This is a genomic window from Enterobacter asburiae (assembly GCF_008080435.1).
In the GTDB taxonomy this organism is placed as follows: domain Bacteria; phylum Pseudomonadota; class Gammaproteobacteria; order Enterobacterales; family Enterobacteriaceae; genus Enterobacter; species Enterobacter asburiae_C.
In genome coordinates, this window is sequence record NZ_VRKN01000012.1 from 87,556 (window position 1) to 99,852 (window position 12,297).

At 45.0% G+C, this 12,297-nt stretch carries 12 protein-coding genes and 3 pseudogenes; 6 read left to right on the top strand and 9 right to left on the bottom strand.

Going from position 1 to position 12,297, the window contains the following annotated elements:
• Positions 1–8 precede the first annotated feature (8 nt).
• Together FU672_RS19100 and FU672_RS19105 are read right to left on the bottom strand one after the other, a co-directional pair.
• Positions 9–1,652, bottom strand: coding sequence for a restriction endonuclease subunit S (locus FU672_RS19100; protein ID WP_148244419.1), 1,644 nt, complete (start codon positions 1,650–1,652; stop codon positions 9–11).
• Entirely contained in the window at positions 1,652–3,142 is a 1,491-nt protein-coding gene (locus FU672_RS19105; RefSeq protein ID WP_148244420.1) for a class I SAM-dependent DNA methyltransferase, read from the bottom strand. The genes FU672_RS19100 and FU672_RS19105 overlap by 1 nt, the downstream gene beginning before the upstream one ends.
• A 330-nt stretch (positions 3,143–3,472) precedes the next feature.
• On the opposite strand from FU672_RS19105, the pseudogene FU672_RS25200 reads away from it, so the two are divergent.
• Both FU672_RS25200 and FU672_RS25205 read left to right on the top strand, forming a co-directional pair.
• Positions 3,473–3,670, top strand: a pseudogene (locus FU672_RS25200) (transposase).
• A pseudogene (locus tag FU672_RS25205) lies at positions 3,671–3,961 on the top strand (IS3 family transposase); the annotation flags it as partial.
• A gap of 74 nt (positions 3,962–4,035) precedes the next feature.
• Here the strand turns inward: FU672_RS25205 and FU672_RS19115 are convergent.
• The 6 genes and pseudogenes from FU672_RS19115 to FU672_RS25410 form a co-directional block, all read right to left on the bottom strand.
• Positions 4,036–4,977 (bottom strand): glycosyltransferase, encoded by a 942-nt coding sequence (locus tag FU672_RS19115; protein WP_148244421.1) that lies wholly within the window; start codon positions 4,975–4,977, stop codon positions 4,036–4,038.
• Positions 4,978–5,365: 388 nt separating this feature from the next.
• The gene (locus tag FU672_RS19120; protein ID WP_148244422.1) at positions 5,366–5,800 is read right to left on the bottom strand and encodes a putative zinc ribbon protein; all 435 of its coding nucleotides are present in this window, start codon (positions 5,798–5,800) and stop codon (positions 5,366–5,368) included.
• A gap of 63 nt (positions 5,801–5,863) precedes the next feature.
• Positions 5,864–6,233: pseudogene (locus tag FU672_RS19125) on the bottom strand (putative zinc ribbon protein).
• Between the two features lie 251 nt (positions 6,234–6,484).
• A complete protein-coding gene (locus FU672_RS19130) occupies positions 6,485–6,691 on the bottom strand; it encodes a helix-turn-helix transcriptional regulator (RefSeq protein ID WP_148244423.1) in 207 nt (68 codons plus the stop codon).
• A gap of 101 nt (positions 6,692–6,792) precedes the next feature.
• Entirely contained in the window at positions 6,793–6,951 is a 159-nt protein-coding gene (locus FU672_RS25405; RefSeq protein ID WP_316043731.1) for a hypothetical protein, read from the bottom strand.
• A 75-nt stretch (positions 6,952–7,026) separates the two neighbouring features.
• Entirely contained in the window at positions 7,027–7,386 is a 360-nt protein-coding gene (locus FU672_RS25410) for a hypothetical protein (protein WP_316043732.1), read from the bottom strand.
• A gap of 319 nt (positions 7,387–7,705) precedes the next feature.
• Between FU672_RS25410 and FU672_RS19140 the strand changes: the two genes are divergently transcribed.
• Positions 7,706–8,251: a hypothetical protein gene (locus tag FU672_RS19140; protein WP_148244424.1), complete on the top strand. Its 546-nt coding sequence runs from the start codon at positions 7,706–7,708 to the stop codon at positions 8,249–8,251.
• Here FU672_RS19140 and FU672_RS19145 read toward each other — a convergent pair.
• The gene (locus FU672_RS19145) at positions 8,248–8,838 is read right to left on the bottom strand and encodes a YagK/YfjJ domain-containing protein (protein WP_187360831.1); all 591 of its coding nucleotides are present in this window, start codon (positions 8,836–8,838) and stop codon (positions 8,248–8,250) included. The genes FU672_RS19140 and FU672_RS19145 overlap by 4 nt on opposite strands.
• A 702-nt stretch (positions 8,839–9,540) precedes the next feature.
• Here FU672_RS19145 and FU672_RS19150 point away from each other — a divergent pair.
• From FU672_RS19150 to FU672_RS19160, 3 genes are all read left to right on the top strand, one after another.
• Complete coding sequence (locus FU672_RS19150; protein WP_148244426.1) at positions 9,541–10,590, top strand: hypothetical protein; 1,050 nt, start codon at positions 9,541–9,543, stop codon at positions 10,588–10,590.
• A 97-nt stretch (positions 10,591–10,687) separates the two neighbouring features.
• Positions 10,688–11,575 (top strand): GTPase family protein, encoded by an 888-nt coding sequence (locus tag FU672_RS19155; protein ID WP_148244427.1) that lies wholly within the window; start codon positions 10,688–10,690, stop codon positions 11,573–11,575.
• 182 nt (positions 11,576–11,757) lie between these two features.
• Positions 11,758–12,156, top strand: a complete 399-nt coding sequence (locus FU672_RS19160; RefSeq protein WP_148244428.1) for a hypothetical protein — start codon at positions 11,758–11,760, stop codon at positions 12,154–12,156.
• The last annotated feature ends 141 nt before the right edge of the window (positions 12,157–12,297 follow it).

Genomic DNA, 12,297 nt, shown 5'->3' on the forward strand with positions numbered 1-12,297 from the left:
GGCTTTCCTTAGCTCTTTTTATTAATATCAGCCAGTGCAAACCAGTCTTGTCCGTCATCACTGCGTTCCAGTTTCAATATGGATTTTTCACGAATTAAGGATTCACGAATGTCCAAAAAGAACTTCTCTAACTCTTCAGTGGTACTGTCAATAGGGTAGCCAGCGGCAGTTAAAAGCTGTTGACCAGTAAGTGGACCAGCGACTTGTTTTAATGCTTCTACAACTGGGATAATTTGTTTTTTCATACGGCTCCCCACCTTTGTTTTAATTATCGTACTCTTTGTCTTTGGATGTTCTTTTATTATCTCGCGCTCTGACTTTATTTTTTTTAGCAGCGCTTGCGCACTATTCTTTCCAGCGATTAAGTCTGGGTTAGCTATCCGCCAATTAGTTGTAAGGTCACCACGAAAAGCTTTGGCTAAAATGGATTGTACGAGATTGTTAGCTCGATCTAATGCAATATTTGTTTTTTTTTCGATCGTATCAGCAAATATGAAAAGCTCTTCAACTCGCCGAACTATTTCTACCTGTTCTTTCAGGGAAGGAACGGGAATAGGATAGTTTCGAATATCCTTCATGTTTACTCTCGAAGCAGTACTCCCAAGTGTTTTACTTCTAGCAATTGAGAGAATTTTTTCTGAGTTAAGAACAATTGTTAAATATTTTGAATTAACTTCACGCCCAGAACGAATGAGTACCATACGTTGCCCTAAACATAGCTCAATCCCTGGAGGAATTTGGCAGGCAACTCCAACAGTTCCTTCTCTACTGTATAGGATATCCCCTTCAATTGGTTTTAGGCGACGAATGCGATCCTGATATATGGCCTCGCTGACGAAACCTTGCTCAGACAAATCTAAATAGAATGGGCTAAATGCAGTAGTTCTAACACAATATTTCCCTTTCTCACTCCATTCAGGAGTTGAATGTGGGCAATCCACAATGTTAGCGGCGATATTCTCAAGTTTTTTTTCAACCCATTCTGGGCTTGTTTCTTTCTTCCATCCCTCAGTTAACCTCCCACTTACCGCTGAAACCAACACTGATTGGCGGAAGCGTTTTAGGATATTATGGATACGAATTAGGCTTGTTTTAGCATTTTCAACCTGCGCCAGTAGAATATCGAGTTTATCAGCGATGATTTTTTGTTCTGCTAACGGGGGGAGAATGAAGGGCAATGTCTTAGCTGTCGAACCTGAGATCTCTTTAAACGTGGTACCTGTTCCCAAGTTTTCGGCTAACTCACGTATGCTTCGGAGAAAATAATAGGCATAGCTTGAATCAATTCCATTTGGGAGAATAAAGTTTTTAAAACCTTGATTTGTAGATATATTGTTTTTGGCGATAACTACGTATCCAATAGGCGCTCTACTACTGAATAATATGCTTCCTGCGGGAATTAATTTGGCTGAGCTGGATTCATAACCAGTTTGAGTAAGGTCTCTAGCTCCGTGACTAATATATTTCGCTGTATAACCACTTAGGTCGGCTGGAGTTAGCCAAGCAATCCCTTTAGCAGGTTCAGCAAAGTTATCTGGATTATTGGCTTTGGGTGTTCCACCAGATACAACATCAGAAATTGCACCTATAGAAGTAATAAGCCAATCATCAGGTAAACTCTCTCGCTCACGAAAATGATGTGAGTTTGTCATCAATTGTCCCCTTCTAGTGCAGCTAATATTCCATCTATTTCTCCTAACACAACTTCTAATTCATATTTGGCTTCACGTGCTAACGCCTCAGGTTCCGGAATGTTCATCTCATCGACACTATTTTTATCTTTCAGCCAACTAATATCTAGAGAATCATCTTTATATTCGCGGATCCAATCGCGTGAAAATTTTCGCCAGCGACTATGGGCTAAACGAGGATCAATATGTTGATTTTCATCTGTTTGTGTTATTTCTACTTGCTCGGCATTAAAACTGTACTCACCCTCTTTACGCATGTTTGGGCTATTGTTGTCTACACCATACACCCGCTCGAATGGCGCTAAATGTATTTCACTAAAGGGAGTTCGTTTTCCAAAATTAGGCATATTAGTACGCAGGTCATAAAACCAAACATCTTTGGTGCAATTTTCGTTCTGGGTCTTATTGATTGCCTTACCTTTCGTGAAAAATAATACATTAGTTTTCACTCCCTGGGCGTAGAAGATACCCGTAGGAAGACGTAAGATGGTATGCAAATTGCATTTATTCATTAGATCACGACGCACATCCGTACCGACGCCGGATTCGAACAATACATTATCCGGTAATACAACAGCAGCTCGTCCCCCTTCCTTAAGACCAAGATAAATATGCTGTAAGAAAGCGAGTTGTTTATTGGTGTTGGGAAATGGAATATCTTTCCGCAGAGTGCGTTTACTTCCTGCTTTATTTCCAAACGGTGGATTAGCTACTATTACATCTGCGGCTTCCAGCTCGACTGCATCATCAGTGAGTGCGTCACCGTAAATAATATTTGCATTTAGGTCGTGTAAAAAAGTATTCATCAAACAAATTCGACGAGTGTTTTTCTCTATTTCAACGCCTTGGTATTTTGGTGGATTTTTATTGTATAGATCCGTAGGTACTGAACGACGAATGTAACTATCTGCAGCAACTAAAAAACCACCACTCCCTGTTGCTGGGTCTTGTATCAACTCATCAACTGTTGGTTGAATCAGCCTAATAATAGATTCGACCAGCGGTCTTGGTGTGAAGTACTGACCGGCTCCAGAGCGACTGTCTTGGGCACTTTTATCAATTAAACCACTATAAAGATCACCAAAGCCGTCTTTTCCAACTTGATGCCATGCTATTTTAGAAATACCGTCAACCACTGCCTTCAGGTTCGCTGAATGTGAAAAAACAGTCGTTGGAAAAGCATAAATTGCTTTGATAACCTCGCTGTCTACGGACGCCCCTAACCGGGTAAGCATTTCCTGATAGAAACCGAGTAGTCCCTCTTCGCCGTGCCCAGTTAGATCTGCCCACCGACAGCCTTCTGGGAGCTGCTTTTCTGAACCATTTTCTTGGGCAATTTTTAGAAACAGTAGGTAACTTAGTTCTGACACGTACTGATAATAGGTAATCCCGTCGCCACGCAGGATGTTACAAAGACTCCATATTTTTTGGATGACCGTTTCTTGTTTCATCTGTCTCTCTGGTCTAGGTGATGGTGCTTTGACTTTGTAGGTTAACGTCAGTACAGCCACAAATTCTTTGTGTCAGGGTATCATATTTTAGGCAATAAATCACTTTGTCACTGGAACCATTGATGACATATATTGCGTATTATAATATGCTGGGGACATCGGCCTTTAGATTCATGATTTCGAGTTAACTTGTTGATATAATATTGTTTTATAATTGCCCGGGAGTTTAAAATTCTTACGTTAGTGATACTAAATGAGTTGTGCCAACTGAGTCTCCACGGGTTTAACAGGCACCTTCGAGCCATTTAAGATGACTTACAGAGAGGTGTCATAAGCGGCAAGCGTTATTCCGAAGAGTTTAAAATTTAAGCAGTCAAACAGTTTGTTTATCGTGGCCATTCTACTTCCAGCGTGGTAACACGTCTCGATATCACCACCCACAGTCTTTACGCCTGGATAAAGAAGTACGGGCTGGACTCTTCCACCAACAAGAAACAATTAGATGCTCAGGCCGAGAAGAGCGTCTAGGGTAGCCAATACACAAGCTATGAGTGGCAATCGTTCCTGAAATCGCACAGCCTAGAGTTAGCATGAGTGCCGCGGTAACTGTCATGATCACGCAGTTGCAGGCAGTTTTTCCAGCTACTGAAACGCGAGAGTATAAAGAAAAAGGTCTACCGAACGCAGGAAGCAGCCCGCAGAGATGTTTTTGATTACATCGAAATATTTTATAACAATAAGCGTCGATATGGTTCGAGCGATCAGATGTCACCGGCGGAATATGAAAACCAATACTATCAACTGCTCGGAAGTGCCTAGATGACCCGTGGTGATTCAGATCGTGGATAACTACATCAATTATAAAAGCCATGAAACACATTGCTGGCTGAAGGTTAGCATTGGAGATTACCTACCAGTTTTATATAGAAAAAAACATCGCTAAAATTGCTGATGCCTCTGAATAAACTGGCGAATGAGATGTGCGATTTAAAGTCTGTTGTCACGCCCGATTTATCTTCGACACGATTTCGATACAGCCCCAAAAAATGACGAGCCTCCACCAGCGCATGCCTGTACAAAAACACTTTTATTTTTTTGTTTTGATCTAGTTCCGCCAAGCGGATGATTTCTGCGATCACCTCGATATAGCTCATTGCACGAACATAGTAGTAATCAGGTCGGTGCGTGATAGATGCTGTATTACTGATATAGATATAATCCTTAACATCCAATATACCGAACCGGCCATTATTCGCCGCAAGATGAACCGTCCACAGAATGTCTTTATGGCTCTTGCCGGACTGGAAGCATAGTGAATGCTGTCTGATATAGGATGACCTGACCATTTGCAACCACAAGTAATGCGGCCATTCACGGCGGGTAACGCAGTGTCTGATCCACTCATGACCTAACAGAGTCGCCTCATAGGGCTGCTTTGTGTGAACGGCTCTTCGATGATGGTCAGCGCCAGAATGCCAGCCATTAAAGATCACGACGTCGGCTTGCGACGTACTAGCTGTTTGCCATCGTTTTTCAATGAACCCGTCGACAATATCATCGTCAGCATCGAGGAAAATCACCCACTCTCCCTGGTGCAAGGCTAGAGCAGCATTTCGGGCAGCATAGACCCCTTGATTGGCCTGCTCAATGAGAATGAGCCGGTCATCGTGGATTTGACGGATAATGCTGCCGGTATCATCCGTAGAACCGTCGTCGACAACGATAAGTTCAATAGCTACGTGGGTTTCGCTGAGGATTTTATTAACCAGACAACCAATAGTCGCAGCGGCATTGTAAGCAGGAATAATGACGCTAATGTCGATACTATTCTTCATACCGGGCTACGATTTCCCTTGGTTGTCATCTTTAAAGCGCCTAATAGGAATAATTCGTCTTTCCCTGATCTCCTGGGTGATATCAAATAAGCACTCATCGCAGAATTCTTTATCGAGTGAGAGCCACCGCTCAAGGACGCTTCTTTTTTTGTTGCATCGTGCACATCTCTTCATCTTTCCACGCCTTTGTGGCCACTAGATTTGGGTTACTTGAAAAATGGGCGCAGCAAGCTTAGGCTGGATAACCAACCGTAATCAAAGGCTTTTCTGCGAGCATTGTGAGACAAGGATAACTAGGCAGGGTGGAAAAAAGATAATCGTTTTAATAGATCGGTTTTTCGATATTGATCGTTAGCGCCGATCGATTCTGCACGGGGAAGTACCCAGCCTACTGTGCAAATTTCTTCGGTCTGGTTACCGTATCCAGGTCCTTCATTTCGGTTATGTAGATATGTTCACCACATCCAGGGCATTGTCTGGAGCCATGATATTCATACTGACAAAGCACACAGACATAATCCCTGGAACTCGGCTTCTTTGGTTTCGATTCAGTACGTTGCAAAATTTCACTGACCGCTTGAGTGAAAGGAGACGGTGGTGGAGGTGATGAGGTGATCAGATATTCGCAATGTTTCAGTATGATGTTTTCTGCCACCTCAAGGTCGTGTTCAAAGTACCCACCGTTGTCGTGCCTCCAGCACAGTCGAAGAGCACTACGACAGGAGCGGCATAACCAGGTTCCTCGGGAGCGAGGCGTCAACTCGCTGGCACGAACAATATTGTCCTCATGGTCAAATGCGGTACGAATAGTTCGAAATTGCATAATAATATTCCTTATGTGATACCTCGCCTGAGCGACGGCACAGGTATGAAGGCGCGGGACCAGCTATTGATGGTAGATTTCAGTACTGTATTCACCGGTACTGCAATCCACGCAGTAGCGTTCTCCGCGGTAATGGCTGTCGCAACCAGAACAGAACCAGTCAGCCTTACGCACTATCGGGAGTACATCCGGTACGTAACGGCGTAGCATGCGTATCCGGCGCTTCCTCCGCCTCCGGGAGCACGTACGGGAAGTAGTGGCGACTGTTATCCGTGGGCTCAAACCATGGGCGGTTGGTACTCCACTCAGGATGAAATACCAGCGGGCTGGCGCAGAGGTGACAGGTGTAATGGTCGTAAGGGTAAATCTGGGCAGCGTTCGCACCCGTGAGGTGCACGTTGCCATCGTGAGCTAAGAAGGATTTTGCGTACATCGTATTGGTCCTTTGCCATGGGACAGGCAGCAGTAACCCGTCCCGGTATAGGCAGGCAGTGGATGCGCATGGCGGAAATACTCGATTAAGGGGACGTGTGCAGCGGTAATGGCTTATACCGTTACCGGTTTATGACGAGGCTTCAGATGTATTGACCTGATATCAGAAGGGACAGGGCCTGGCACCGCAGAACTGTCGTCGGCATTTGTCGCATATCCAGCGGGTAGGGATACTTCTGGGTCGCATCGTGGTCAGTTCCGTGAGGCGGCTATACGCTGCTGCAGCCAGGCTTCCACTTCGCTCTCAAGCCAGCGGGAACTGCGACCTAATTTAATAGGTTTGGGGAATTTTCCTTCGCTAATCAACTGGTAAAACCATTTGTCGCTCAGGCCCGTGAGTTGGGTGATAAACGCCATATTGACGAATTTATCGCTGAGAATATTTGCTGGGGTGGTCATCGTTTTTTCTCCGTTGGTGGTAAGGGAGAAGGAATGGCTAGTGGAAATCAGCGCACTTCTTCAAACGATGTGGCAGTGGCGTAGTTTTTAATCGACGACGGTTATTGCCCGACTGTTCCCCTTCGACGTCCGCAGCGATTGACTGCAGGCACATCACTCAACTGGCAAACCACTTTCTCGCCCTTCTGGTCCTGTTTGCTCAGGTAGCTCAGGATGTACTGCATACCCTTACGGCCTTTCGTATCGCTATGCGACGTCACCCGCTCTCCCTGCACTTTGTAATACTTCTGCGGTGTACAGCGAAAAGCATGCCCCTCACCCGGAGTGACATCAACTCAGAGAGCTTGCAGGGCTTTAAAGGTCGGCCATACCTGCCGATGCTGCTGACCATTGAGATAAAACGCAGCGTGGATATGAAAACCGTGTTGATCGGTATGTTCCAACACCCAGGTAAATCCGACTAACCCTGCCATAGCATCACAGCGCTGGAGTAGCAGGGTCATGTCTGCCGCCGTGGAATGTTTATCAGCATGGAGCCAGGCGTCACTGCTCAATGAGTAGTAAAAATCGACCCGAAGCATCAGAAGTTTGGAATAGCGTTCATATAATCGGAAGAGGTGATGACGCAGGTAACGTTGTAGGGTACGGTGCTGGACGTAGTTAAGATTGGTATCGGTAATGTTGGGGGAGTCCATGTGCCATTCTCCAGTGAATGTTTGTCATGGGAATAGGCACAGACTTCAGATTTGACGGATACGCAGATCACGAGATAGAGAATCAGTATCATGAGATATTCCCTTCGGGAAGATTATCGGTATGTCGATCAGACGGAACAGTCTTGCTGGATAGCATCAGCCATCAGCATCGGGGTAATGTGATGATAGCTCGGGGGAAAGAATGATAATGAGAAATATCTCTTCTTTAGAAACAGTATTATTTACCTTAATGACAGCGTGTGCCTGACCAACAACACAGCATTGAAGCCGCTCAATTTATCGTTAGGAAACACCGTTAATGCGCCATTTTTTGACAACGTACCGGGACTCAATCCTCGCGCTTACAGGCATCATCATTGCCATTATTTCACTTGGGTTCGCTATCTGGCAGGGAAGAGAGGAAATCAAGCACAACCATATTTCTGTAGAACCGAGGATAAATGCCTATTTCGCCAATGATGGTCGAAAAAATCAGTGGGGAATTTATGCCATCAACAACGGTATGGGAACGGCCTTTGTTAACAGGATGACTGTGATAGTCGATGGCAAACCCGTGGATACCATTGACAACAATATCTTCTACGGGGCTGTTCTGGCATTAGGACTTCGAGCTGAGTGTTTTGTGATTGGTGGCCCGCGCCCGAATGATTCTTTCAAGGTTGGAGAAGAAATATTTCTGGTGGAAGCAAGGGGCTCAGATACAAGTTGTGCAGAAGACCTGTTACGTCTAAAACGGGCCTCAAAGGATCCACATCTTTTGGACTTTGTGCTGGATACGGAATCCATCTACGGCGATAAGTTTCGTTATACCTATTCGTTGAATCGCCAGGTAAGACTGGATTAACGCCGGGAGGCACATGAACGTGGTCTGCCGCCAGCGCCTCGCACAGGTATATCGCTAACCCAACAAACCCTGGCATCCAGCGTGTCTTTTTGCTCCTCTTTCGCCAGATAGCTCAGGATAAATGCCAAATCCCGATAGCCCTTGCGGTCCAGGTAGTGCAAACTCCTGCCCCCGTTGACTTTGTGGTAAATCTTCTTTTGGCAGTTATCGAATATTCCGGCTTCATGGGTAATGTCCCGCCACTCCTCAGCAATAACACGAGCCGAGCGATAACTATTGCGTTTACGTTGCCCGTTGAGATAAAACACGGCATGGAAGTGCAAACCATGTTGGTGAGTGAACTCCATTACCCACGCATAGCCAATAACGCAGCCAGAGCGTAATACCCGCTCAGCCAGCCGGTACATGTCCATATCCCAGTGGTCTTGATAGCGGTCAATAAAACGTTGGCTGGTCGTCTTGTAAGCGAAGTCCATACGCAGTGGAATAATGTCGGAGTATCTGTCTCGCATCTGTTCCATGTGATCCGTCAGCGTGGAGAAGAGTTCATCATCGATGGTATAGTTCAGGTTGATTCGATAAGTCATGTGGGCTCTCTCAATGTGGTTAACATTGGATGAGAGAAATACTTCAGATTTGAATGATTCAGGTGTAACTGGCTTAGGTTGAATCACCTGATAAATAGGCATGTGGAGAGGGTAATACTGAGTATTTTAATTGGGTCAGATAACTGTGAAGATTCAGAGCACTTCTTTAAGTAACAATAATAATACCTAAATTCACGTCCCCTGATAAATACGTTCGGGTGGTATTGCTGCCCATATCCATTCTCTGAGCTTGATGTTAATCACACAAGCGACAGAGTCATTCGCATTTTGCCTTTCGTTGCTTTTATACTGACTAAAGCAACTTGCTGGTATCGGAGGCTGTCAGTGAGGTTAGCGTATTAATGCAGACTGATGTAAAAAATGATGCTGTGGTCGCTCAGGTACACATCAGCTTGCATTGCCTTGACAGGTAGATTGTTGGCAGCGACTTTGCTAAATAGGTTAAAGTAGTCATCCAGAAAGACTCCAATGCTCCCTCCAGACCGTATACGCCCACTCCATTTTGATCATCTAAAAAACCTATTAATTATCAACAATAAAAATATGATTTAACCTTAAAATCCGCATCTTTTTCCTTTAAAAAATGTCTGTTTCAAGCGTAGAATCGAACAAGTCAGGACAACATTTAAGCACAGCGATGATGATAATAATTATCATCTAAGCGTGCGAAGGGAGAATGAAATGTCGGATATGATGAGTGATCTGAGAGCTTTCGAGTTGCGCAAGAAAGATACAGGTCGTAAAGTAAAATTGTTAACCTACGGTGAAATCAGCGATCGTTATACCTTCATCTGTTTTGACGAAAATGTCATACGTAACGACCAGCCTCAAACCTCCCTTACAAGAAACTCTGCAGGAAAAAATAAGGTTCCGATCGATTTTCTTGACTACCTCTATACCGAACAGAAAATACGTTATGAAGGTCGGCAGAGAATTAATTACCGGAATAGAGACCTTTGTAAAATTAATGTAGGTATGACGATAGCGCAGGAAGAATGGCTGAAAAAATCAGTGGCTGATAAAGAAGATACGGCCAGCTATCTGTGTGAAAAATACAAATCGCTGTTGGCTGAGCACAAAAAAATCACGTTGCTACCATTTGCATTCTATCTTCCTGATGACTGGATTCAGAAACACGAAGATCCACATACCCAGATATTTTCTCATGATGCTCTGAAAACTTCGCTAGAAGAGCTTCAGCGGCGTTTTGACGAGATGACGAAAAGATTAAAACAACAAGCTAAATACGACCCGGCCTGTGCATATACTCGATTGATTGTTATTGATGAAAAATTCAAACCTTTTTACCTGGTGAATTTTTTCTTCAGTGTTGACGATCTAAACGCTCACTTTGCTGAAGATATCTGGTTCGAATGGCTGGCAACCAGTAGCTCATCCAAAAAAGAAAAAGAACTGGCTGTATTTTATGCATTTGATGATGAATATAAACCTGACAGAAACGATGTGGAGGGATTAATGTTTCATGTCCCGGAAGCCGGGATCATCAGTCTTTATAATGCTCAGGGGGATAACGCCTGGAAAATCCTCCTGACTACTAATCAATACAGCAGCCCTGAACCGTTAAAAAATGACCGTAAGAGGCATGAACAATTTTTCCGCCTTCAGGCTCAGAAATACAACACGATTCCGGGCTCAAGAGCTAAAGTATTCTCAGATAACTTTACTTACTCACCATCAGGAAAACGTAAAAAGACAGAAGGTCAAAAGTAAAAAAATCTCATCTATATATCACCTTACTGAATTCCCTACTGTTTCATTCTGACAGGCCATCCATATCGGATGGCCTTTTTGCTATCTGGAATCCACCATGAAAAATCCTTCAGGATATACTCTGATCCGTCGCCATCTGAGGCGCTATCCCCGCACCTTGCGTCAGTCTTTAATTCATGAGCTTAGCCGGCTTGTGACCTATGAACCGGTGATTGGCATCATGGGGAAAACCGGCGTCGGGAAGAGCAGTTTGTGCAATGCGTTATTCCGCAGTGAGGTCTGTGCAGTTAATGCGGTAGAAGCCTGCACCCGTCAGCCACAACGTGTCCGTTTACACTTCGGGAAGCATTATCTGACTTTAGTGGATTTACCCGGTGTGGGTGAGAGTGTCTCCCGCGATGATGAATATCGTGAACTGTACCGGAATCTCATGCCACAGCTTGATATGGTGCTGTGGGTGCTAAAAGCAGATGACCGTGCCTTCTCGGTGGAAGAGCAGTTTTATCAGGCAGTATTTGCGCAGTATGACGGACCGTTGCCGCCGTTGCTATGGGTTCTCAATCAGGTGGATAAAACCGAACCGGCCGAGCAGTGGAACCGGGCATCCGCACAGCCTTCTGCGTTACAAACGCAGCATATTGTACTGAAACGCCAAACCGTAGCCCGTCAACTTCCTGTGGCTGCTGATGACATTCTGCCGGTATCAGTCAAGGGGCGTTACCAGTTGGCTAAAGTCGTGGAGGCCATGATCACCCAGCTCCCAAAGCAGGCCCGCAGCCCACTAGTACCTCACCTTCACAGTGCTTACCGCACGGCTTATACCACCAGCACCGCCCGCGACAGCTTCGCAGAGCTCGTGGCAGACACCGTTGATCACGTCATTAACCTGATACCTATGCCTCAGGTAGCCCGCAATGCTCTTCACGCCGTAACTCATACCGTGGCTCGTGCTGCGCGTAGCATCTGGTCGTTCTTTTTCGGTTAATACCATCCACAAGCAATTTTGCTGAATCACGATCGATTTTGTCGATCGAACCGATCGGGTTTATTCATTATCCACTATCAAAATTGGGTTATAGAATCCCTCAGGGATTGCTTTGATTAGAATTTTATTTATTAAAAATCAATGTGATGAATCGCATGATTGATCACGTCTTAAGGACTCAGATGAAAACTCTTTATCCCGTCACCGCTGCCATCTCACTACTTGTAACTCTGTCTGCGCCCTCCGGAGCGGCTGAAAATGATGTTATTAAACTCGATGTTCAGAAAAGTGGTTTTGAGCTGCTTGTCACTGTTGTCGCCAGGACTGACAGCATCCAGATCAAGAATATTGATGTAAACCGGGGTAGATGCCTACTGCTGGCAAAGGGCACCGTCACCTATCAGGGCATCACGGTTGAAGGCTGGGTGCCCAAAAAGGGGGAATTCACCCCCACCACCATGCAGTTTGCTGATGGCCTGACCTGGCATTTCGGCAACCCACTCCAGCAGAAGGGTATTAATTGTAGTTTCGTTGAAGCCAGGGTGTTTACCAACAAGGGAACTTTCACCATCAGCGAATGAAATAAACGGCATATCAGCAATATCTCCCTTCACTTTCCAAAGGAATAAAACTATGACGCTAAACTATTAGACGTCAACTACCTTGGCCGATACGCGTCAACTACTCTGGCCGCCTTTGAGTTATTTCTTAGCTGACTGCTG

Excerpts from the sequence above, each read along its gene's own strand:
- FU672_RS19105 (WP_148244420.1), bottom strand. The coding sequence starts at position 3,142 with ATGAAACAAGAAACGGTCATCCAAAAAATATGGAGTCTTTGTAACATC.
- FU672_RS19150 (WP_148244426.1), top strand. The coding sequence starts at position 9,541 with ATGTCGGATATGATGAGTGATCTGAGAGCTTTCGAGTTGCGCAAGAAA.
- FU672_RS19115 (WP_148244421.1), bottom strand. The coding sequence starts at position 4,977 with ATGAAGAATAGTATCGACATTAGCGTCATTATTCCTGCTTACAATGCC.
- FU672_RS19120 (WP_148244422.1), bottom strand. The coding sequence starts at position 5,800 with ATGCAATTTCGAACTATTCGTACCGCATTTGACCATGAGGACAATATT.
- FU672_RS19130 (WP_148244423.1), bottom strand. The coding sequence starts at position 6,691 with ATGACCACCCCAGCAAATATTCTCAGCGATAAATTCGTCAATATGGCG.
- FU672_RS19140 (WP_148244424.1), top strand. The coding sequence starts at position 7,706 with ATGCGCCATTTTTTGACAACGTACCGGGACTCAATCCTCGCGCTTACA.
- FU672_RS19160 (WP_148244428.1), top strand. The coding sequence starts at position 11,758 with ATGAAAACTCTTTATCCCGTCACCGCTGCCATCTCACTACTTGTAACT.
- FU672_RS19100 (WP_148244419.1), bottom strand. The coding sequence starts at position 1,652 with ATGACAAACTCACATCATTTTCGTGAGCGAGAGAGTTTACCTGATGAT.
- FU672_RS19155 (WP_148244427.1), top strand. The coding sequence starts at position 10,688 with ATGAAAAATCCTTCAGGATATACTCTGATCCGTCGCCATCTGAGGCGC.
- FU672_RS19145 (WP_187360831.1), bottom strand. The coding sequence starts at position 8,838 with ATGACTTATCGAATCAACCTGAACTATACCATCGATGATGAACTCTTC.
- FU672_RS25410 (WP_316043732.1), bottom strand. The coding sequence starts at position 7,386 with ATGGACTCCCCCAACATTACCGATACCAATCTTAACTACGTCCAGCAC.